The organism is Pseudomonas kielensis, from assembly GCF_014236655.1.
Classification (GTDB): domain Bacteria; phylum Pseudomonadota; class Gammaproteobacteria; order Pseudomonadales; family Pseudomonadaceae; genus Aquipseudomonas; species Aquipseudomonas kielensis.
Genome location: NZ_JACMYG010000001.1, coordinates 353,782 through 375,104 on the forward strand (window position 1 = coordinate 353,782; position 21,323 = coordinate 375,104).

The window sequence follows — 21,323 nt, forward strand, 5'->3', positions numbered from 1 at the left end:
CCAGCAGAATGCTCGGACATTCTGCTGGAGATGGCCGTTGAAAGCCCTCGACGAACTGACCTTCGACAACCGCTTCGCTCGCCTGGGCGACGCGTTCTCAACCCATGTCCTGCCCGAGCCCATCAGCGAGCCGCGCCTGGTCGTGGCCAGCCACGCCGCCATGGCCCTGCTGGACCTCGCCCCCGCGGTGGCCGAGACCCCGGTGTTCGCCGAGCTGTTCGGCGGTCATAAACTGTGGGCCGAGGCCGAACCCCGGGCAATGGTCTACTCCGGGCATCAGTTCGGCTCCTATAACCCGCAACTGGGCGATGGCCGCGGCCTATTGCTGGGCGAGGTCTACAACCAGGCCGGCGAGCATTGGGACCTGCATCTCAAGGGGGCCGGGCAGACGCCTTACTCCCGCATGGGCGATGGCCGAGCGGTGCTGCGCTCCTCGATCCGCGAGTTCCTCGCCTCAGAAGCGCTGCACGCATTGGGCATCCCGAGCAGCCGCGCGCTGTGCGTAATCGGCTCCAGCACACCCGTGTGGCGCGAAAAACAGGAGCGGGCGGCGATGGTCCTGCGCCTGGCGCCGAGCCACGTGCGTTTCGGTCACTTTGAATACTTCTACTACACCAAGCGTGCCGAGCAGCAGAAGGCCCTCGGCGAACACGTCCTGGCACTGCACTTCCCCGAGTGCCTGGAACAGCCGGAGCCGTACCTGGCGATGTTCCGGGCAATCGTCGAGCGCAACGCCGAACTGATTGCCAAGTGGCAGGCGTATGGGTTCTGCCATGGGGTGATGAACACCGACAACATGTCGATCCTGGGCATCACCTTCGACTTCGGGCCGTTCGCCTTTCTCGACGACTTCGATGCCCACTTCATCTGCAACCACTCCGATGACCAGGGTCGCTACTCGTTCAGCAACCAGGTACCGATCGGTCAGTGGAACCTCAGTGCCCTGGCACAAGCCCTGACGCCATTCATCAGCGTCGAAGCCCTGCGCGAGACCCTGAGCCTGTACCTGCCGCTGTTCCAGGCCCACTACCTGGACCTGATGCGCCGGCGCCTGGGCCTGACCACCGGCGAAGACAATGACCAGGCACTGGTCGAGCAGTTGTTGCAGTTGATGCAAAACAGCGCCGTCGACTACAGCCTGTTTTTCCGCCGCCTCGGCGATGAAGCCCCCGAACAGGCCCTCGCCCGCTTGCGCGATGACTTTGTCGACATTCAGGGTTTCGATGCGTGGGGTGAGCGCTACAGGGCCCGGGTGGCCCGTGAAGGGGTGGTTGACCAGGAGCAACGCCGCACACGAATGCACGGGGTCAACCCGCTGTACATCCTGCGCAACTATCTGGCGCAAAAAGCCATCGATGCGGCAGAAAACGGCGACTACTCGGAGGTCCGCCGACTGCATGCGGTGCTGAGCAAGCCATTCGAGCAACAAGCGGGGATGGAAAGCTACGCAGAGCGACCGCCGGAATGGGGCAAGCATCTGGAGATCAGTTGCTCGTCGTGAGGTGAGTCAGATAAAGACTTCAACCGACACGCTAAAGCGCTCGGCCAACCAGCGGACTTGGCGCAGGTTGAGCTGGCGCTTGCCACTCAGGATTTCGGACACGACCGACTGAGGGCCGACGCCAGGCAGGTCGCTCTGGCTGAGGCCGTGTTCACGCATCAAGTAGCCAAGAATCTCGACCCCGCTAGGCTTGGGCATCGGGTGATGCTTATGGTCCCACTCCTCAATCCAGTCACCAATGATATCCACCAGGCTCATCAGCGGGTGGGACTCATCATCGCCCGTCATCTCGAGCAACTCGTCCAGCGCATGCGCCAGCAGGTCATAGTCATCTTCACTTTTCGGTTTTCGAAGCAGCGGTGAGACAAACTCCCAATGCTCGGCAGCTTTTTTGATCAGTACACTCATGCTTTTTCCTCCTTCCACTTGCCGCGGTCATATTCGCGATGATCCAGCACAGGCTTGATATAAAGCTTTTTCGATCGATATCTGACAAAAGCTATCAACCGCAGCTTGTTGCCACCGATATCGAAAACATGAAGCTCACCTACCTTGTCGACAGCAGGGAATGTGGCTCTCATCGCCGCAAAATCCGACGGATTGCTTCCTTTGGCTAATTGATACCAATGGTCCAGCGCATTGGCTGCCATTGGCCATCTGACCTTGGCTTCACGTACTCTTTTTTCGGTGAGAACATGCATGCAACATCCTTATCGCATTTTGCTATGGGGAGTTATTCACAGATAAGAAATATCGCAAGTTGCGATAATCCGAAGTAGACCAGCGGTCTGGCTCGGTACGACTCAGCCTGGTTTTCACGCTGATCACTGCGCGATTGAAAACATGAGCAAACGTCTCCAACTAGGTGATATCAGCTTCCCATTGGATATCACTCATGACCGACCCACTCCTCATCCCCTGCCCCCACTGCAACGGCCTCAACCGCATTCCCGCCGAACGCCTGGGCGACCATCCGAAATGCGGGCGCTGCAAGGCCGAAGTCCTGCTGAACAAGCCGTTCGAGTTGAAACAGGGGGACTACGCCAGCCAGATCAAGGGTGACCTGCCGTTGCTGGTGGATGTGTGGGCGGATTGGTGCGGGCCGTGCAAGTCCTTTGCACCGGTGTTCGCCCAGGCTGCCGCGCAGTTGCAGGGCAAATGCCGCCTGGCCAAGCTGGACAGCGAGGCCAATCAGCAACTGTCGGCTCAGTTGGCGATTCGCTCGATTCCCAGCCTGATCCTGCTCAAGAACGGCCGGGAAGTGGCACGCCAGAGCGGGGCCATGCCGTTACCGCAATTGCTCGGCTGGCTGCGCGCCCAAGGCATCTGATGCGCGCGTGAAGGTCAGGAGTGTTCCAGCAGATTGTGCAGGTCGACGAACTGCTGGGTCAGTTTATGCCGAGGGTCGAGGTGGATCAGCGGCATGTTGGCCTGGTGCGACTCACGCATGCGCACCGAACTGCCCAGGTACACCGGCAACACCGGCAGGCCTTCGGCAATCAACTCATCGAGCATCTGCTGCGGCAGACTGGCCCGCGCCTGGAATTGGTTGACCACGATGCCTTCGACCTCCAGGCCTTCGTTGTGGTCTTCCTTCAACTCTTCGATCTCCGCCAGCAGGCCGTACAGCGCCTGACGGGAGAAACTGTCGCAATCAAAGGGAATCAACACACGATCGGCGGCGATCAACGCTGAAACCGCATAAAAGTTCAGGGCTGGCGGGGTGTCGAGGTAGATCCGGTCGTAGTCTTCGGCCAGTTCGTCGAGCAATTTGCGCAGTTTGTTGATCTTGTGTTTGGCCTCAAGCTTGGGCTGCAGGTCGGCCAGTTCGGCCGTGGCCGTGATCACGTGCAGGTTGTCGAACGGGGTTTCATAGATATCCACCCGGTTCTTCTTCGAGAACGGCCCGGACGACAGGGTCTGCTTGAAGAAATCGGCAATCCCCATCGGAATGTCATCGCCGGTCAGGCCGGTGAGGTATTGAGTGGAGTTGGCCTGGGCATCGAGATCCACCAGCAGGGTGCGATAGCCCTCGCTGGCGCTGACCGCCGCCAGATTGCAGGCAATACTGGACTTACCCACGCCACCTTTCTGATTGAACACCACGCGCCGCATTGCAAAACCTCCGTGTATCAAAGAATGACCGAGTGTAGTAGGCCTCGATGCTGCTTAGCTACCTTGGCGGCAAACGGACTACAGAGTCAGCTGCAATCCCCTCGAATTAACCAGCGCGTTCCTCCATTGGCTGAAGACGTGACTGGCGGATTATCCCGACGAAAACCGCAGAATTGCCTCGCTGCCCATTACTTGAGAACGCTCACCATCTACTGAACAAAATGTAACCAGCATTTGCTACAAGCCAACAGCACCGGGATAATGCGCGACACTCGGCCGTCATGCCACGCCAGGTCAGTCCCTGATCGAAACGACTTACCGCGTCAAGCAAGCCCGCAGGGGCGGGAATAATTCAGTGATCACATTCAGCATCGCCCAATGGCGCGCCTGGGCCCCTGGGCTCGTAAGCGTGGACGACTGGCAAGCCTGGAGCCGCCGACCGGTGGTGCTCCCGGGTAGCGATGAAGCCCCCGACGTGTCCTTTCTTCCGGCCATGCAGCGCCGCCGCCTGAGCCGCCTGGCCCGCATGGCCTTCAGCGTCGGCTGGCCGCTGGCCGAAGGGCGCGAGCAACTGCCCTTGGTGTTCGTGTCCCGTCATGGCGAAACCCCGCGCACCTTCGAGATCCTCAGCGACCTGGCGGCCGAGCAACCGCTATCCCCTACCCAGTTCAGCCTGTCAGTACACAATGCGATCATCGGACTGTGGTCGATCATGCGCGGTGAAACCAGCGAAATGACCGCCCTGGCCGCCGCCGGCGACGGCCTCGAACATGGCGTGCTGGAAGCCGCCGCCCTGCTCGACGAAGGCGCACCGGCAGTGCTGCTGGTGGTGACCGAGGATCAGCCACCCCAGGCCTACTCGCCGTGGATCAACGACGTGCCGTTTCCCTACGCCGTCGGCTTGCTGCTGACCCCCGGTAAAGACTGGCAGCTGTCCCTGAACAGTGCAGCGGATCCGTTGTCCAACGCCCACTGGCCCCACGCGCTGAATCTGTTACCTGTGCTGCTCGGCCAGGAGACTTCTTGCCAACATGCCTGGAAAAATCGTGTATGGACCTGGCAACGCAATCCGTGACCGAAAAAAACCGCGACGCCTACTATTGGCGCCTGCTGGCGACGGCTGCCAGCTTTGCCCTGTTCGGGCTGGGCGGGCTGTGCCTGCGCCTGGTGGTTTTCCCGGTACTCGGTTGCCTGCCCGGGGATGCCCCGACCCACAGGCGGCGGGCTCGCGCGACGGTCAGCCGGCTGTTCTGGCTGTTTGTGCGGTTCATGGCCCGTACCGGCGTGCTGACCTATGACATCCAGGGCGCAGAACGCCTCGGTCGACCGGGGCAGATGATCATGGCCAATCACCCCTCGCTGATCGACGTGGTGTTTCTGATCGGCCTGGTGCCCCACGCCAATTGCGTGGTCAAGCAAAGCCTTTGGCAGAACCCCTTTACCCGCAGTCCGCTACGCTGCACCGAATACATCAGCAATGACGGCAGCATGGACATGCTCGATGCCGCCGCCGACGCGCTCAGGAGCGGGCAAACCCTGATCATCTTCCCGGAAGGCACACGCACCCAGCCCGGCCAACCACCGGTCTTGCACCGTGGAGGGGCGGCCATTGCCCTGCGAGGTGCGAGCATCCTCACCCCGGTGGTCATCAAGGTCAGCCCGACCACCCTGACCAAGGCCGAACCCTGGTACCGGATTCCCAAGCGCCGCGTGCATTTCAGTTTCCACGTGGGGGCCGATATAGACCCACAAGCCTTCGCCGCGATGGGGCCTGCGCCGCAGGCCTCGCGCAAGCTCAACGACTACTTGCATCATTACTTTATTAAGGAGCTCGCCCAAGATGAGCGAACTGCACCGTGAGATAAAACTGCTGATCATCGATTCCCTGGGCCTGGAGGATATCGGTGTCGATGACATTGACGATGAACAGACGCTCTTCGGCGAAGGCCTGGGCCTGGACTCCGTGGATGCCCTGGAGCTGGGCCTGGCCATCCAGAAAAAGTACGGCATCAAGATCGATGCCGACGCCAAGGACACCCGCAACCACTTCATCAATGTGGCGAGCCTTGCGGCCTTCGTCACGGCAAAACAGGCAGCTTGAGACCGGACCATGCAAACTCGTGACGATATTTTCAACACCTTGCGCGATGCCCTGGTCGAACTCTTTGAACTGGATCCGGCGCGCGTGAGCCTTGAATCCAATCTGTATCAGGACCTGGAGATCGACAGCATCGATGCCGTCGACCTGATCGACCACATCAAGCGCCAGACCGGCAAAAAGATTGCCGCCGAGGAATTCAAGTCGGTCCGCACGGTCAGTGATGTGGTCGAGGCGGTCTACCGTCTGGTTCAACCGACAGCATGAGCCCAGTGATCGGCCTAGGCCTGTTGCTCACAGGCCTGTTGTACCCCTTTGCGGTGTATTACGGCATGGCGCACTTCGCCCCTTGGCAATTCGCCCTGCTGCTGGGCAGCCTGTGGCTGGCCAGGGCCGTGACCGGCAAACGACGCCCTGGCGACGTGCTGATGGCCGCTGCGGTCCTGCTGTTTTGCCTGCTGCTGGCGCTGTTCGACAGCCCTGGCCTGCTGCGCTGGTACCCAGTGCTGATCAGCGCGCTGTTGCTGGGGCTGTTCGGCGCGAGCCTGAAGTACGGCCCGCCGATGGTCGAGCGCCTGGCGCGCCTGCGCGAGCCACAACTGCCGCAAAAAGCCATCCGCTATACCCGCCATGTGACGATTGCCTGGTGCCTGTTTTTCCTGTGCAACGGCCTGTGTGCAGCCGCCCTGACCCTCTGGACACCGCTGAGTTGGTGGGCGCTGTACACCGGGCTGATTTCCTACGTTTTGATCGGTCTGATGTTTGCCATCGAGTGGCTCATACGACAACGGGTACGAGGCCACCCATGAACTGGATAAAACTTGAGCACCTGCTGCTCAAGGCTCAAACACAACGGGCCGTGACCACCGCCCCGGCGCTCGACCATGCACGCCTGTGCGAACAGGCGCTGAGTCTGGCTGCCGGCCTGCAGGCCCGCGGCGTACAGCGCATTGCCGTGCACCTGGAAGACGCCGCCGACCTGGCCATCGCCCTGCTCGGCGCCTGGCGTGCCGGGGTCAGCGTATTGCTGCCCGCCGACCTGCAAGCCCAGACCCGTCAACGCTGGAGCCGCGAAGTCGAGCTGTGGCTGAGCGACCAGCCGGGTGACGCCTGCCTGGCCGATCTGTGCGCCCCGCCACTGGCGGCCGCCGCCCTGGACCTTGATCGCTGCCAATTGAGCCTGTGCACCTCCGGCTCCAGTGGCGAACCCAAGCGCATCGACAAGTCCCTGCGCCAACTGGCCAACGAAGTCCAAGCCCTGGAGCAACTGTGGGGCGCGGACCTGGGCGACGCCTGCCTGATTGGCAGCGTCGCCACCCAGCACATCTACGGCCTGTTGTTTCGCGTGCTCTGGCCGCTGTGTGCCGGGCGCCCGTTCGTGCGCAAGCAACTGGCATTCCCCGAAGACCTGCAGCGTGCCAGCCGCGAACACCCGGCCTTTGCCTGGGTCGCCAGCCCGGCACTGCTCAAGCGCATGGGCGACAACCTCGACTGGCCGGCCCTGAGTGCCGTACGCCGGGTGTTTTCTTCCGGTGGTGCGTTACCCGGCGAAGCTGCGCAAACCCTGCATGACCGGCTGCAGCAATGGCCGACGGAAATTCTCGGCAGCTCGGAAACCGGTGGCATTGCCTGGCGTCAGGGGCACGAACCCTGGCAGCCCTTTACCGGCGTCCAGTTGCGCCAGGACAGCGACGGCGCCTTGCTGATCGCCTCGCCCTATCTGCCGCCCGGTCATGTCGAACACAGTGCCGATGCCGCCCGCATCGGCGCGGACGGTCGCTTCGAACTGCTGGGGCGCCTGGACCGGATCGTCAAACTGGAAGAAAAACGCATTTCCCTGCCCATGCTCGAGCAAGCCCTGGTGACCCACGACTGGGTCGCCGAAGCCCGCCTGGGCGTGGTCCAGGAAAACCGTGCCTCGCTCGGTGCCGTGCTGGTCCTCAGCGAAACGGGCCTGCATGCCTTGCGCAACATCGGTCGGCGCAACCTGACCCAGGCCCTGCGCGAACACCTCAACCAGCATTGCGAAACCCTGGCCCTGCCCCGCCGCTGGCGCTTGTTGCGACAACTGCCGATGAATGCCCAGGGCAAACTCGCGCAGAAAACCATCGATGCCCTGCTGCTGGCCCCACGCCCCAAGACTCCCGAGGTGCTGGAGCAGAGTGAAGACGAGGGTCAGTGGAGCCTGCAACTGGCCGTGCCCCCGGACCTGGCCTACTTCAGCGGCCACTTCCCCCTGGCGCCGGTGCTGCCGGGCGTGGTGCAGGTGGACTGGGCCTTGAAGCTGGGCCAGCAGTTGATGAACCTGCCGCAAAAGTTTGCCGGCATGGAAGTGCTCAAGTTCCAGCAACTGGTGCGTCCGGGCGATGAAATCCAGCTGCACCTGCGCTTCGACGCAACACGCGGCAAGCTGTACTTCACCTACCGCAATGCCACTGCCACCTGCTCCAGCGGGCGGATCCTGCTCGAGAGCGCAATTGATGCATAACCCTTGCGCGGTGATCCCGGTCTACAACCACGAAACCGCCATTGCCCGAGTGGTCGAGGCCCTGCTGGCCGCCGACTTGCCGTGCATCCTGGTGGACGATGCCAGCAGCCCGGCCTGCGCCGCAGTGCTGGATGCCCTCGGCCAACGGCCCAAGGTGTTTGTCTTGCGCCTGAGCGTCAACCAGGGCAAGGGCGGCGCGGTGATGCACGGCCTGCGCGAAGCCGCACGCCTGGGCTATAGCCATGCCCTGCAAGTGGACGCCGACGGCCAGCACGACCTGCAGGACGCCGCGCGATTCATCGCCTGCTCCAAAGCCCATCCCGAGGCGCTGGTCTGCGGTTACCCGCTGTACGACGCCAGCGTGCCCAAAGGCCGCCTCTATGCGCGCTACCTGACGCATGTGATGGTCTGGATCAACACCTTGTCGTTGCAGATCCGCGACTCCATGTGTGGCTATCGCGTCTATCCGCTGCCACCGACCCTGGCCCTGATCGACTCGGCCAACATCGGCCAGCGCATGGACTTCGACTCCGACATCCTGGTGCGCCTGGCCTGGCGCAACCAGCCCATGCTGTGGCTGCAAACCCGCGTCCACTACCCGCTGGACGGCGTTTCGCACTTTCGCCTGTTCCACGACAACGTGCTGATCACGCGCATGCACACCCGGCTGTTCTTCGGCATGCTACTGCGCTCGCCCGCACTGCTCTGGCGGCGGTGGCGCCGATGAGCGGCAACGCCGATAACAAGCACTGGGCCGACCGCGAGGAGCGCGGCAGCTTCTGGCTGATGAAATTCACCGCCGGCGCCGCCCGCTTGCTGGGCCGACGCGCATTGAGCCCGCTGCTGTATGGCATCGTCCTGTACTTTTTCCTGTTTGGACGCAATGCCCGCCAGAGCGCCTGGCAGTACCAGCAGCGCCTGGCCGACTGGAGCGGCCGCGACGACTTGCGCCCCAGTCATTGGCGGGTGTTTGGCCAGTTCATGGCCTTCGCCGACTCGATGCTCGACAAGCTCGACGTCTGGAACGGCAAGCTGAGCATCGAGCAGATAGAGATCAACGACCCGGCCCTGCTGCGCAATCAACTGCGCGGTAGCCGCGGGCAACTGCTGGTGGGCGCCCACCTGGGCAACCTTGAGGTTTGCCGCGCGCTGGCGGAGATCGGCGAGCGGGTCACCATGAACGTACTGGTGCACACCAAGCACGCAGAGCAGTTCAACCGCCTGCTGGGAGAAGCCGGGGCCACCAACCTGCGGCTGATCCAGGTCAGTGAGCTGGACCCGCTGACCATGCTGCAACTGCACGAGCGCCTGGAGCGTGGCGAATGGCTGGCAATCGCCGGTGACCGCGTGCCCCTGCACGGCGGGCGCAGCGTGACCGTGGACTTTCTCGGCCATCCGGCGGCGTTCCCCCAAGGCCCGTGGTTGCTGGCCGGCTTGCTGAAATGCCCGGTCAATCTGCTGCTGTGCCTGAAACAACCCGCGGGCCACTACCGCCTGACCCTCGAACCCTTCGCCGAGGCGATCCTGTGGAAACGCAGCGAGCGCGAGCAGGTCATTCATCAGTGGGCTTCCCGTTATGCCGAACGCCTGAGTCACTATTGCCTGCAAGCGCCCCAACAATGGTTCAACTTCTACCCTTTCTGGAAAGCCGATGACGACGCCCACGCTTGAGCCGGTAACCTTCGGCGAACTCCCCCTGCGCATCGAGGACGTGCTGGCCCTGGCCAACCGCCAGGCCCCTGCGCGGCTGCAAAGCGACAGTGCCTACCGCGAGCGCATCGCCAAGGGCGCCCGGTATCTCGACTCGTTGCTGGACAAGGAAGGCGTGATCTATGGCGTGACCACCGGTTACGGCGACTCCTGCGTGGTGGCGGTACCGCTGCACCACGTCGAGGCCCTGCCCCGTCACCTGTACACCTTTCACGGCTGCGGCCTGGGCCAACTGCTCGACGCCCAGGCCACCCGCGCCGTGCTTGCCGCACGTTTGCAGTCGCTGTGCCACGGCGTCTCCGGGGTGCGCGTGGAGTTGCTGGAGCGCCTGCAGGCGTTCCTCGACCAGGACATCCTGCCGCTGATCCCGCAGGAGGGTTCGGTGGGGGCCAGCGGCGACCTGACGCCCCTGTCCTACGTGGCCGCGACCCTGTCCGGCGAGCGTGAGGTGCTATGGCGCGGCGAGCGCCGCACCTCGGCCGAGGTCCACCGCGAGCTCGGCTGGCTACCGCTGGTGCTACGCCCCAAGGAAGCCCTGGCACTGATGAACGGCACCGCCGTGATGACCGGCCTGGCCTGCCTGGCCTTCGCCCGCGCCGACTACCTGCTGCAACTGGCCACGCGCATCACGGCGATGAACGTGGTCGCCCTGCAAGGCAACCCGGAGCACTTCGACGAGCGCCTGTTCGCCGCCAAGCCCCATCCCGGGCAGATGCAGGTCGCCGCCTGGCTGCGCAAGGACCTGGCGATCGATGCCCCCACCGCGCCCCTGCATCGCCTGCAGGACCGCTACTCGCTGCGCTGCGCGCCCCATGTGCTGGGCGTGCTGGCGGACAGCCTGAACTGGCTGCGCTCGTTCATCGAGATTGAACTCAACAGCGCCAACGACAATCCGATCATCGACGCCGAAGCCGAGCGCGTGCTGCACGGCGGGCACTTCTACGGCGGGCACATCGCCTTCGCCATGGACAGCCTGAAGAACCTGGTGGCCAACGTCGCCGACCTGCTCGACCGCCAGCTTGCCTTGCTGGTGGACGAACGCTACAACCATGGCCTGCCGAGCAACCTGTCGGGCGCCAGCGCCGAGCGGGCCATGCTCAACCATGGCTTCAAGGCGGTGCAGATCGGCACCAGCGCCTGGACCGCCGAAGCGCTGAAAAACACCATGCCGGCCAGCGTGTTCTCGCGCTCCACCGAATGCCACAACCAGGACAAGGTGAGTATGGGCACCATTGCCGCCCGCGACGCGATTCGCGTGCTGGAACTGACCGAGCAGGTCGCTGCCGCCACCTTGCTCGCCGCCCAGCAAGGGGTCTGGCTACGCGGCCAGGCAGCCGACGCCCGGCCATTGCCGCCGGCACTGGCGGCCATGCACGCGGAACTGGCCAAGGACTTTGCTCCGGTGATCGAAGACCGCGCCCTGGAAGGCGAACTGCGCCTGTGCCTGCAACGGATCGGCGAACAACACTGGAGGCTGCATGCGTAGCAAAGGAGTGCTGCACCACGACACCCAGATCCTCGTGCCGTTCTTTGACGTCGACAGCATGCAGGTGGTCTGGCATGGCCACTACGTGAAGTACCTGGAAATCGCCCGCTGCGCCCTGCTCGACCGCCTGGGCCACAACTACAACGCGATGCACGATTGCGGCTACGCCTGGCCTGTGATCGACCTGCAGTTGCGCTACGTGCGCGGCGCCGTATTCGGCCAGACGCTCAACGTGCGTGCCAGCCTGGTGGAGTGGGAAAACCGCCTGAAGATCAACTACCTGATCACCGACCTCGCCAGCGGCGAGCGCCTGACCCGTGCCTGCACGGTGCAGGTCGCGGTCGACCTGGCCAGCCGCGAGATGCAACTGGCCTCGCCCAAAGTGTTTACCGACGCCGTCACGAGAGCCCTCGAATGATGCACACCCCCCCTGTAGGAGCGAGCTCGCTCGCGAAGGTCGTCAACGATAACGCTGCACGCCTGGTATTGCGACGCGTCCTCAGGTTCTTCGCGAGCAAGCTCGCTCCTACCGGAATGGGGGTATTACTGAGCTTCAGCGCACAGGCATTCGATCTGCAACAACTCAGCACTCAACTGGCCAAACCTGCGGTGATCCACGGCCAGTTCATTCAGGAAAAACACCTGCGCGCCCTGCCCCAGCCGCTGACCAGCCAGGGCACCTTCGTGCTGGCCAAGGATCACGGCTTGCTCTGGTTGCTCAAGACACCGCTGCAGCAGGACTACCGCATCAACGCCCAGGGCATCGCCCGGCGTGACGCCAACGGCTGGCACATGCTGCCGGGCAAAAGTGCCGGCGCCGAGCAGAACCGTTTGTTTCTTGCCGTGCTGCAAGGCGACAGCAGCGGCCTGCAACGGGATTTCGAACTGGCCCTCAGTGGCGATGCCCAGCGCTGGCACCTGACCCTGACCCCGCGCTCAGTGCTGCTCAAGCAAGTGTTCCAGCAAATCAACATCGAAGGCGGCGAACTGGTGCAACGCATCGAACTGCTGGAAACCCAGGGCGACAGCACCTTGCTGCGCATGCCGGACAGCACGGCCGATCAACCCCTAAGTGATGCGGAGCAACATGACTTTGCCCAGTGAACGCAGGCTGCCCTGGCTGTTCCTGGGCCTGCTGCTGGCGGTGCTCGCGCTCGGCGCCTGGCAATGGCGCGACGGCGCACCCGTGTCGGCCAACCTCATGGAGCTGGCACCCGGCACCACCCCCGACCCGCTGGAGCTGCGCGCCGAACAGCGCATGCAGGAACCGCTGAATCGGGAAATCCTGGTACTGGTCGGCCACCCGCAGCGCAGCCAGGCCATCCAGATGACGCAGACCCTCGGCGCTCAATGGCAGGCCAGCGGCCTGTTCGAAAAGGTCCAGTGGGATCTGCAGGCCGACCTGCCGGCCCTGCGCAGCCAACTGCTGCAAGGTCGCCTGGCCATGCTGTCGAAAACCGACCGCCAACAATTGGTGGAACAGCCCGACGCCTTTATCCAGCAACGCCTGCAAGCCCTGTTCGACCCCTTCAGCGGCTTCAGCCTGGTGCCCAGCCAGGACGACTGGCTGGGCCTGACCGGACGCATCCAGAACAGCCAACCGCAGCGTGGCGTCGTGCAACTGGACATCGGCAGCGGCGCATTGATTGCCGACGCCGACGGCAAGAGCTGGGTGTTGTTGCGGGCCCGCACCACCGGCAATGCCTTTGACATGCAACTGCCGCTGCAAGTGGCCGGGCTGCTCGAACGCAGCCGCGAACAGGCCGCCAAGGCTGACGTGCAACTGCTCGCAGCCAGCGGCCTGCTGTATGCCGCTGCCGGTCAGCAGCAAGCGACCCGGGAGATGACCTGGGTCGGCGGCGGCGCAACCCTGGGGATCCTGCTCCTGCTGTTGCTGGCTTTCCGCCGCTGGCGGGTACTGCTGGCGTTCGTCCCGGTGCTGGTGGGCATGCTGTTTGGCGCGGTGGCCTGTGTCGCGCTGTTTGGCCACATGCATGTGATGACCCTGGTGCTGGGCTCCAGCCTGATCGGCGTGGCGGTGGATTACCCACTGCATTACCTGTCCAAGAGCTGGAGCCTGAAACCCTGGCGCAGTTGGTCGGCCTTGCGCCTGACCTTGCCGGGACTGACCCTGAGCCTGATCACCAGTTGCATTGGCTACCTGGCCCTGGCCTGGACACCCTTCCCGGCCCTGACCCAGATCGCCGTGTTCTCGGCCGCCGGACTGCTCGGCGCCTACCTGTCGGCGGTGTGCCTGCTGCCGGCGCTGCTCAAGGGCCTGGAGCTGCACCCGGCGCAGTGGCCGCTGCGGGTCTGCGAAGGCTTGCTGAGCCTGCGCGAAGCCCTGCTCAGGCACCTGCGTCCCCCCGTGCTGCTCGCGCTGCTGCTTGCCTTCTGTGTCGGTGGCCTGCTGCAACTGCACACGCGCAACGACATTCGCCAATGGGTCGGAGCGCCGGCGCAACTCACCGAAGAGGCGCGGACCATCGCACAGATCACCGGCTTTCAGCCCACCAGTCAGTTTTTCCTGGTGCGGGCCGCCAACCAGGAGCAATTGCTCGAGCGCCAGAGCGCCTTGACTGAGCGCCTGGAGCAACTGGTCAACCTGGAAAGGCTCCAGGGTTTCCTGGCGCTCGATCAACTGGTCAGCGCCCCCAGCGTCCAGCAGCAGGTGCGCGAGGCGCTGGCCAAGCTGCCCCAGCACTGGCAACCCCTGCAGGCCCTCGGCGTCTCGAACGAGGCGCTGCAGGCAGAACTGGCGGCGCTGCAGGCGCTGCCGGTGCAGGACATCGACGCCGCCCTGCTGGGGCCGCTGGCAGAACCCTACCGCACCTTGTGGCTCGGCCCGAACGCCGAGGGCGTGGCGGCCATGGTCAGCCTGCAAGGTTTGAACGACCCGGCGTTGCTGCGGGTGCAGACCCTGGACTTGCCCGGTGTGGCACTGGTGGATCGCCTTGGTGACCTGAACCAGGTGTTCGCCGCCACGCAAATCAGCGCCGCCGAATTGAAGCTCGCGTCCTGCGTGCTGATCGTGCTGGTGCTGATCCTGCCTTTCGGCCTGGGCGGCGCCCTGCGCATCGTGCTCCTGCCGTTGCTGGCCGCCTTGTGCAGCCTGGCCAGCCTGGGCTGGCTGGGGCAACCCTTGACCCTGTTCAGCCTGTTCGGCCTGCTGTTGGTCACGGCGATCAGCGTCGACTACGCGATCCTGATGCGCGAACAGGTCGGTGGCGCGGCGGTGAGCCTGCTCGGCACCCTGCTGGCGGCGCTGACCACCTGGCTGTCGTTCGGCCTGCTGGCGGTGTCCAGCACCCCGGCGGTCAGCAACTTCGGCCTGGCGGTCAGCCTGGGCCTGGTGTTCAGCTTCATCCTCGCGCCGTGGGCGGGAAGCCAGGCACACACCGCGCCACGCCGGGAGCTGGGAGCATGCTGATTGTCCTGTTCTGGCTCCTGGCCCTGGCGCTGTTCGCCGCGGCCACCTACGTCGGCCGACACCTGGGCCTGATTCCGATCGTCAGCCAATTGCTGCTGGCCACCTTCGGCCTGCCGTTGCTGATGTACTTCTGGATCGAACCGGGCTGGCAGCTCACGGGCGCCGAACTGATTGCCCCGGGGTGGCTGAAAAACCTCTACAGCCTGGGGTTTGCCTTGCTGCTGGGGCATATCCTCAGCGACGTGATCGACCTGCGCCTGGACCGCCAGAGCCTGAAAATCGCCCTGCCGAGTTTTTGCCTGCCCTTCGCCTGCGGCCTGGCCACGGCCATCTGGTTGCTGCCCGCGCAACCCTGGATCAGCTCCCTGGCTGTCGGCCTGCTGTTCGCCATCACCGCGATTCCGGTGCTGTACCTGTACCTGCGCCACATCGGTTATCCCGCAGCGGCGACCCGGCGCCTGGTGCAAACGGCGATCCTCATCGACCTGACCTGCTGGACCCTGTTCGCCGTGGCCCAGGGCAGCCTGCACCTGAGCAGCCTGTTACTGCCGTTGGCCGGGGCGTGCATGCCACTGCTCCTGCGCCTGCTCGGGCTGCGCCAGCCGCTGGTCTACAGCGCCGGCTTTTTTCTGCTGCTGGTGGCGGCCGAGCACTACAAGCTCAATGCACTGATCCTCGGCATCGGCTACCTGCTGTTGATGGCCAGTTTGAAGATCGCGCTGGTGCTGCCCCTGCCGGCGGTGTGGATGAACCGAGTGCAGACCTGGGTCGCCATCCCGCTGATCCTGACCTTCGGCATTGTGCAGATCGACGTGCACAGCGCCCTCGACAGCCTGGGCTGGCATCAGTTGCTGGCCCTGCTGCTGTTGCCGATCGCCAGCAAATTGCTCGGCAACTGGCTGGGCCTGGGCTGGGCCGGACTATCCTTTGCAGGCGCCAGCCGTTGGCGGGAATCGGTCCTGCTGAATATTCGCGGGTTGAGCGAGATCGTCTTTCTCAACCTGCTGCTGCAACAACACCTCATCAGTGGCGCGCTGTACTTCGCGCTGATGCTGATGGGTCTCGTCGCGACGCTACTGCCGGCTTTGCTCGGCATGCATCGCGCGCCCGGAAACAGCGCCGCTACGGCAAGGAGTCCACGTGCCAACCGTTGAAATCGAACAGCGTCAGGTTGTGATCATCGGTGCCGGCCCCTCGGGGGCCATTGCCGCCGCGTTGCTCAAGCGCAAGGGCCACGATGTGCTGGTCATCGAGCGCCAGCATTTCCCGCGATTCTCCATCGGCGAAAGCCTGCTGTGCCACTGCCTGGATTTCGTCGAAGAAGCCGGCATGCTTGATGCGGTCAACGCCGCCGGGTTCCAGTTGAAGAACGGCGCCGCCTTCGCCTGGGGCGAGCACTACAGCGCGTTCGATTTCGGTGACACCTTCAGCGCCGGCAAGCCGACCACCTTTCAGGTGCAGCGCGCCGACTTCGACAAGCTGCTGGCCGACCAGGCCGCCTTGCAAGGGGTGGAAATCCGCTACGGCGAGGCCATCGTCAGCGTCGATGTCGAGTGCCCGCGACCGCACCTGCAGGTACAACGCGAGGACGGTAGCCAGTACCCCGTGCAAGCCGCCTTCATCCTCGACGCCAGTGGCTATGGCCGCGTCCTGCCGCGCCTGCTCGACCTCGAAGTGGCGTCGAACTTTCCGCTGCGCCAGGCGGTGTTCACCCACGTGCAGGATCGGATCGACAGCCCGGCGTTCGAGCGCGAAAAAATCCTCATCACCACCCACCCGACCCAACGCGACATCTGGTTCTGGACCATCCCGTTCAGCAACGGCCGCTGCTCGGTCGGCGTGGTTGCGGCCGCCGAGCACTTCGTCGGGCGCAGCGACGACCTGGATGCGTGCCTGCGCGGCTTCATCGCCGAAACCCCGAGCCTGGCCGGGGTCCTGGAAAACGCTGTGTGGGACACCGAGGCCCGGACCATCGGCGGCTACTCGGCCAACGTCAAGACCCTGCACGGGCCGGGGTTTGCCCTGCTGGGCAATGCCGCGGAGTTTCTCGACCCGGTGTTTTCTTCCGGCGTGACCATCGCCATGCGCTCGGCGAGCATGGCCGCCGCCGTCCTGGATCGCCAGCTGCAAGGGCACAGCGTCGATTGGCAGCGTGAGTTCGCCGAGCCCCTCAAGCGCGGGGTCGACACCTTCCGCTGCTATGTCGAAGGCTGGTACAACGGCACCTTCCAGGATGTGATCTACCATCAGGGCGGCAACGCCGAGATCCGCCGCATGATCAGCGCGATCCTCGCCGGCTACGCCTGGGACGAACGTAATCCGTTTGTCAGCGAGGCCCGGCGCCGGCTGAAAATGATCTCGCAGCTCTGTGCCCGGGATGCCACATGAGCCAGCGTGACCTTGTCGCTCGCCTGATGCTGCTGGGCGCTGCCTTGCTGCTGAGCGCATGCGCCGGCCAGCCTCCCCTGCCCGCGGGGCAACCGACGCTGGCACTGCCGCTGCAACTGCACGTACAACAATCCCAGGACCAGCAACGCCAGGACTGGGTGCTGGTGATCCAGCGTGAAGAACCCGGGATTCGCTGGTCGATGATGGACTTGCTGGGCATCCCCCAGGCGCGCCAGATACTGGTCAACGGCCAGTGGCAGGCTGACGGCCTGTTGCCGCCCAACCCGCAAGCCCGGGAACTGTTCGCCGCGCTGCTGTTTGCCCTGACGCCGCCAGACCAGTTGCAGGCCAACTACCCCACTGCCTGGCAGCATGGCGCACAACGTTCGCTGCCTACCCGCTGGGACGTACGTTATGACCAGCCCCTGAACTTTCAACTCAACCTGCCCCAAGGCCCGACCTATCAGGTCACGCCACTTCGCGGGGACACCCCATGACGGCCTACCTCAACACTCTCGGGCTGGTCTGCAGCCTCGGTCGCGGCCAGCAGGAAGTCGCGCGCAATCTGTTCGCCGGGGACGACTCGGGGATGCGGCTGGAGTCCGGCTGGGTGCCACAGCGCGTCCTGCCCGTGGCGGCAGTCCGGGGCGAACTGGCAGCGATTCCCGGTCACCTGCGTCAGCACGCCAGTCGCAACAACCAGTTGTTGCTGGAAGCGGCGCTGCAGATCCGTGCCGACATCGACCAGGTCATCCAGCGCTACGGAGCCCAGCGCATCGCCGTGGTCCTGGGCACCAGCACCTCGGGGATCGACGAAGCCAGCCAGGGCCTGGCCACCTACCTGCGGGACCAGCAATTCCCCGCGGACTATGACTATCGGCAGCAGGAACTCGGTGCCCCGGCGGACTTCCTCGCCGACTGGCTACAACTGCGCGGCCCGGCCTACGTGATTTCCACCGCCTGCACCTCCAGCGCCCGCGCCCTGATGAGCGCCCAGCGCCTGCTCGACCTGGACCTGTGCGACGCGGTGCTGTGCGGCGGTGTCGACAGCCTGTGCAAGCTGACGCTCAACGGTTTTTCGGCCCTGGAAGCGGTGTCCGGACAGCGCTGCAATCCGTTCTCCGTGAACCGCAATGGCATCAACATCGGCGAGGCGGCGGTGCTGTTCCTGATGACCCGTTGTGCCAATGACCAGCCGACGCTGGCCCTGCTCGGCGGCGGTGCGAGTTCCGATGCACACCATATTTCCGCCCCCGAGCCCTCCGGTCGCGGTGCCCGGCAAGCGATGCACAAGGCCCTGGCCCGTGCCGGCCTGCAGCCCGGGCAGATCAGCTACCTGAACCTGCACGGCACCGCCACCCAGCACAACGATGCGATGGAAAGCCAGGCCGTGGCCAGTCTGTTCCCGGCCGGCGTACCCTGTTCCTCGACCAAACCCCTGACCGGCCACACCCTGGGTGCCGCCGGGGCCCTGGAAGCGGCGTTCTGCTGGTTGAGCCTGAGCGCGGAAAACCCCGCCCACGCCCTGCCTCCTCACCTCTGGGACGGCCAGCCGGACCCAGGGCTGCCAGCGCTGCAGTGGGTGACCCCTGCCGATCGCCTGGCGTCCATTGGTCCGCGCTACCTGATGAGCAATTCCTTTGCCTTCGGTGGCAACAACGTCAGCCTGATTATCGGAGACGCACCATGATTGACTGGCCGCTCGCCGAACTGCTGCCCCACGCTGGCGACATGATCCTCATCGACCGGGTCCTGGGGTTCGACGAAGAACAGATTCACACCCAACTGACGGTCAAGCCCGACGGCCTGTTCAATCATCCGGACGGCAGCCTGCCGGCCTGGGTCGGTATCGAACTGATGGCCCAGAGCGTTGCCGCCTTTGCCGGTTGCCATGCCCGGCGCCGGGGCAATCCCGTGGAGCTGGGGTTCCTGCTTGGCACCCGCAAGTTCGAGTGCAACGTGGAGCACTTCCCGGCCGGCGCCGAGCTGACCATCCACGGGATCCGCTCCCTGGAAGACGACAACGGCATGGGCGTGTTCGAATGCCATATCCATGGCGCGGGCATTCACGCCAGCGCTCGCCTGAACGTGTTCCGCCCGCCCAAGGCGGCTCAATATCTCGATCAATCCAAGGAGTCCAGTGATGACTGAATTCGTACTGGTCACCGGCTCCAGCCGTGGCATCGGCCGCGCCATCGCCCTGCGCCTGGCCCAGGCCGGGCATGACATCGTGGTCCATTGCCGCAGCGGCCGCGCCGAGGCCGACGCGGTCCAGGCCGAGATCGAGGCCCTGGGCCGGCGCGCACGGGTCCTGCAATTCGACGTCGCCGACCGCGCCCGTTGCAAAGCCGTGCTGGAGGCCGATGTCGAGGCCCATGGCGCCTATTACGGCGTGGTGCTCAACGCCGGCCTGACCCGCGACGGTGCATTTCCCGCCCTGAGCGAAGAGGATTGGGACCAGGTCATGCGCACCAACCTCGACGGTTTCTACAACGTGCTGCACCCGGTGATGATGCCGATGATCCGCCGCCGCGCCGCCGGCCGGATTGTCTGCATCACGTCGGTGTCGGGCCTGATCGGCAATCGCGGGCAGGTCAACTACAGTGCGTCCAAGGCCGGCCTGATCGGTGCGGCAAAGGCATTGGCGATTGAGCTGGGCAAGCGCAAAATCACCGTCAACTGTGTCGCACCCGGCCTGATCGACACCGCCATGCTCGATGACCACGTGCCGGTGGAAGAACTGATGAAAATGATCCCCGCACAACGCCTGGGCACCCCGCAAGAGGTGGCCGGCGCGGTGAATTTCCTGATGTCGGCGGAAGCCTCGTACATCACCCGCCAGGTACTGGCCGTCAATGGAGGCCTGTGTTGATGAAGCGCGTCGTTGTCACCGGCATGGCCGGCATCACCTCCCTGGGTAACGACTGGGCAACCATCGCCGGCCACTTCAAGGCCAACCACAGCGGCATCCGGCGCATGCACGAGTGGGATCGGTTCACTGAGCTGAATACCCGGCTGGCCGGCCCCATCGATGACTTCAAGGTGCCGGCCCACTGGACCCGCAAACAGCTGCGCAGCATGGGGCGGGTGTCCCGGCTGGCGGTCGGCGCGGCCGAGCGGGCCCTGGCCGATGCCGGCTTGCTGGGTGACGAGTCTATCAAGGACGGACGCATGGGCGTGGCCTGCGGCTCATCCACCGGCAGCACCGACGAGATCAAGGCCTTCGGCAACATGCTGCTCAACTCGGTGGCCGAAGGGCTCAACGCCAACTCCTACGTGCGCATGATGCCCCACACCACGGCGGCCAATATCAGCATCTTTTTCGGCCTGACCGGACGCCTGATTCCCACGTCCAGCGCCTGCACCAGCGGCAGCCAGGGCATCGGCTACGCCTATGAAGCGATCAAGTTCGGACGCCTGCCGTTGATGCTCGCCGGCGGCGCCGAAGAGCTGTGCCCGACCGAGGCCATGGTGTTCGACGCGCTCTATGCCACCAGCCTGAAAAACGATGCCCCGCAATCCAGCCCACGGCCCTACGACACCGCGCGTGACGGCCTGGTGATCGGTGAGGGGGGTGGCATGCTGGTGCTCGAAGAGCTTGAGCACGCGTTGGCCCGTGGTGCGCATATCCACGCCGAAGTCGTCGGTTTTGGCAGCAACGCCGACGGTCAACACACCACTCGCCCGGAACAGAGCACCATGCGCCGGGCCATGGAGCTGGCGCTGGAAGACGCCGGCCTGGCGCCTTCGGCGATCGGCTACGTCAACGGTCATGGCACCGCCACCGAACAGGGCGATATCGCCGAGACCCTGGCCACCAGCAGCCTTTTCGGCAGCCGCATGCCCATCAGTTCGCAGAAAAGTTTCCTGGGCCACACCCTGGGCGCCTGCGGTGCCCTGGAGTCCTGGTTCAGCATTGAAATGCTCAACAGCGACGAATACGCCCACACCTTCAACCTCGACCACGTCGACCCCCAGTGCGGCGCCCTGGACTACCTGCGTGGCGAGTTCCGGCAGATGAGCAACCAGTACGTGATGAACAACAACTTTGCGTTTGGCGGGGTGAATACTTCGTTGATATTCAAGCGCTGGGCCTAGGTACTGCGC

General features: G+C 64.4%; 24 protein-coding genes. 21 read left to right on the plus strand and 3 right to left on the minus strand.

The genetic code is table 11. The features are described 5' to 3' along the window. Positions 1 to 37: 37 nt before the first annotated feature. The gene (selO, locus tag H7995_RS01465) at positions 38 to 1,501 is read left to right on the plus strand and encodes a protein adenylyltransferase SelO (RefSeq protein ID WP_182343208.1); all 1,464 of its coding nucleotides are present in this window, start codon (positions 38 to 40) and stop codon (positions 1,499 to 1,501) included. A 6-nt stretch (positions 1,502 to 1,507) separates the two neighbouring features. On the opposite strand, the gene H7995_RS01470 is transcribed toward selO, so the two are convergent. Beyond that, complete coding sequence (locus H7995_RS01470) at positions 1,508 to 1,909, minus strand: helix-turn-helix domain-containing protein (protein WP_103397313.1); 402 nt, start codon at positions 1,907 to 1,909, stop codon at positions 1,508 to 1,510. Beyond that, the gene (locus tag H7995_RS01475) at positions 1,906 to 2,202 is read right to left on the minus strand and encodes a type II toxin-antitoxin system HigB family toxin (RefSeq protein ID WP_185817853.1); all 297 of its coding nucleotides are present in this window, start codon (positions 2,200 to 2,202) and stop codon (positions 1,906 to 1,908) included. Before H7995_RS01475 ends, H7995_RS01470 begins: the two co-directional genes overlap by 4 nt. Positions 2,203 to 2,396: 194 nt before the next feature. On the opposite strand from H7995_RS01475, the gene trxC reads away from it, so the two are divergent. Further along, a complete protein-coding gene (gene trxC / locus H7995_RS01480) occupies positions 2,397 to 2,831 on the plus strand; it encodes a thioredoxin TrxC (RefSeq protein ID WP_185817854.1) in 435 nt (144 codons plus the stop codon). A 14-nt stretch (positions 2,832 to 2,845) separates the two neighbouring features. On the opposite strand, the gene H7995_RS01485 is transcribed toward trxC, so the two are convergent. After that, entirely contained in the window at positions 2,846 to 3,616 is a 771-nt protein-coding gene (locus H7995_RS01485) for a ParA family protein (RefSeq protein WP_166592758.1), read from the minus strand. A 355-nt stretch (positions 3,617 to 3,971) separates the two neighbouring features. Here H7995_RS01485 and H7995_RS01490 point away from each other — a divergent pair, with 355 nt between their 5' ends. From H7995_RS01490 to H7995_RS01580, 19 genes are read left to right on the plus strand one after another with little or no spacing between them, the layout of a single operon-like run. Then, entirely contained in the window at positions 3,972 to 4,691 is a 720-nt protein-coding gene (locus H7995_RS01490) for a beta-ketoacyl synthase chain length factor (RefSeq protein ID WP_185817855.1), read from the plus strand. Beyond that, on the plus strand, positions 4,667 to 5,476 hold the full coding sequence (locus tag H7995_RS01495) for a lysophospholipid acyltransferase family protein (RefSeq protein ID WP_166592760.1): 810 nt from the start codon (positions 4,667 to 4,669) through the stop codon (positions 5,474 to 5,476). Before H7995_RS01490 ends, H7995_RS01495 begins: the two co-directional genes overlap by 25 nt. Continuing rightward, the gene (locus tag H7995_RS01500) at positions 5,457 to 5,717 is read left to right on the plus strand and encodes a phosphopantetheine-binding protein (protein WP_166592761.1); all 261 of its coding nucleotides are present in this window, start codon (positions 5,457 to 5,459) and stop codon (positions 5,715 to 5,717) included. Before H7995_RS01495 ends, H7995_RS01500 begins: the two co-directional genes overlap by 20 nt. A gap of 9 nt (positions 5,718 to 5,726) precedes the next feature. Beyond that, positions 5,727 to 5,981 carry an acyl carrier protein gene (locus tag H7995_RS01505; protein ID WP_182343202.1) on the plus strand — a complete coding sequence of 85 codons (255 nt, stop codon included), beginning with the start codon at positions 5,727 to 5,729 and terminating at the stop codon, positions 5,979 to 5,981. Beyond that, positions 5,978 to 6,523, plus strand: a complete 546-nt coding sequence (locus H7995_RS01510) for a COG4648 family protein (RefSeq protein ID WP_185817856.1) — start codon at positions 5,978 to 5,980, stop codon at positions 6,521 to 6,523. The genes H7995_RS01505 and H7995_RS01510 overlap by 4 nt, the downstream gene beginning before the upstream one ends. Continuing rightward, positions 6,520 to 8,202 (plus strand): acyl-CoA synthetase family protein, encoded by a 1,683-nt coding sequence (locus H7995_RS01515; protein WP_166592763.1) that lies wholly within the window; start codon positions 6,520 to 6,522, stop codon positions 8,200 to 8,202. Before H7995_RS01510 ends, H7995_RS01515 begins: the two co-directional genes overlap by 4 nt. After that, positions 8,195 to 8,929 carry a glycosyltransferase family 2 protein gene (locus H7995_RS01520; protein WP_185817857.1) on the plus strand — a complete coding sequence of 245 codons (735 nt, stop codon included), beginning with the start codon at positions 8,195 to 8,197 and terminating at the stop codon, positions 8,927 to 8,929. The genes H7995_RS01515 and H7995_RS01520 overlap by 8 nt, the downstream gene beginning before the upstream one ends. Beyond that, positions 8,926 to 9,873: a lysophospholipid acyltransferase family protein gene (locus H7995_RS01525; RefSeq protein ID WP_166592765.1), complete on the plus strand. Its 948-nt coding sequence runs from the start codon at positions 8,926 to 8,928 to the stop codon at positions 9,871 to 9,873. Before H7995_RS01520 ends, H7995_RS01525 begins: the two co-directional genes overlap by 4 nt. Further along, the gene (locus H7995_RS01530) at positions 9,854 to 11,398 is read left to right on the plus strand and encodes an HAL/PAL/TAL family ammonia-lyase (RefSeq protein ID WP_166592766.1); all 1,545 of its coding nucleotides are present in this window, start codon (positions 9,854 to 9,856) and stop codon (positions 11,396 to 11,398) included. The genes H7995_RS01525 and H7995_RS01530 overlap by 20 nt, the downstream gene beginning before the upstream one ends. Beyond that, positions 11,391 to 11,816, plus strand: a complete 426-nt coding sequence (locus tag H7995_RS01535; protein WP_166592767.1) for an acyl-CoA thioesterase — start codon at positions 11,391 to 11,393, stop codon at positions 11,814 to 11,816. The genes H7995_RS01530 and H7995_RS01535 overlap by 8 nt, the downstream gene beginning before the upstream one ends. Continuing rightward, positions 11,813 to 12,502: an outer membrane lipoprotein carrier protein LolA gene (locus H7995_RS01540; protein WP_166592768.1), complete on the plus strand. Its 690-nt coding sequence runs from the start codon at positions 11,813 to 11,815 to the stop codon at positions 12,500 to 12,502. Before H7995_RS01535 ends, H7995_RS01540 begins: the two co-directional genes overlap by 4 nt. Next, positions 12,486 to 14,828, plus strand: coding sequence for an MMPL family transporter (locus H7995_RS01545; protein ID WP_185817858.1), 2,343 nt, complete (start codon positions 12,486 to 12,488; stop codon positions 14,826 to 14,828). The genes H7995_RS01540 and H7995_RS01545 overlap by 17 nt, the downstream gene beginning before the upstream one ends. Next, positions 14,822 to 15,982, plus strand: a complete 1,161-nt coding sequence (locus H7995_RS01550; RefSeq protein ID WP_166592104.1) for a cation:proton antiporter — start codon at positions 14,822 to 14,824, stop codon at positions 15,980 to 15,982. Before H7995_RS01545 ends, H7995_RS01550 begins: the two co-directional genes overlap by 7 nt. Next, positions 15,969 to 17,216, plus strand: a complete 1,248-nt coding sequence (locus tag H7995_RS01555) for an NAD(P)/FAD-dependent oxidoreductase (protein ID WP_166592103.1) — start codon at positions 15,969 to 15,971, stop codon at positions 17,214 to 17,216. Before H7995_RS01550 ends, H7995_RS01555 begins: the two co-directional genes overlap by 14 nt. Next, a complete protein-coding gene (locus H7995_RS01560) occupies positions 17,213 to 17,713 on the plus strand; it encodes a DUF3261 domain-containing protein (protein WP_166592102.1) in 501 nt (166 codons plus the stop codon). Before H7995_RS01555 ends, H7995_RS01560 begins: the two co-directional genes overlap by 4 nt. After that, positions 17,710 to 18,906, plus strand: a complete 1,197-nt coding sequence (locus tag H7995_RS01565) for a beta-ketoacyl-[acyl-carrier-protein] synthase family protein (protein WP_166592101.1) — start codon at positions 17,710 to 17,712, stop codon at positions 18,904 to 18,906. The genes H7995_RS01560 and H7995_RS01565 overlap by 4 nt, the downstream gene beginning before the upstream one ends. Further along, positions 18,903 to 19,367 (plus strand): hotdog family protein, encoded by a 465-nt coding sequence (locus H7995_RS01570; protein WP_166592100.1) that lies wholly within the window; start codon positions 18,903 to 18,905, stop codon positions 19,365 to 19,367. The genes H7995_RS01565 and H7995_RS01570 overlap by 4 nt, the downstream gene beginning before the upstream one ends. Beyond that, a complete protein-coding gene (gene fabG / locus H7995_RS01575) occupies positions 19,360 to 20,088 on the plus strand; it encodes a 3-oxoacyl-ACP reductase FabG (protein ID WP_166592099.1) in 729 nt (242 codons plus the stop codon). The genes H7995_RS01570 and fabG overlap by 8 nt, the downstream gene beginning before the upstream one ends. Continuing rightward, a complete protein-coding gene (locus H7995_RS01580; RefSeq protein ID WP_182343186.1) occupies positions 20,088 to 21,314 on the plus strand; it encodes a beta-ketoacyl-ACP synthase in 1,227 nt (408 codons plus the stop codon). The genes fabG and H7995_RS01580 overlap by 1 nt, the downstream gene beginning before the upstream one ends. The last annotated feature ends 9 nt before the right edge of the window (positions 21,315 to 21,323 follow it).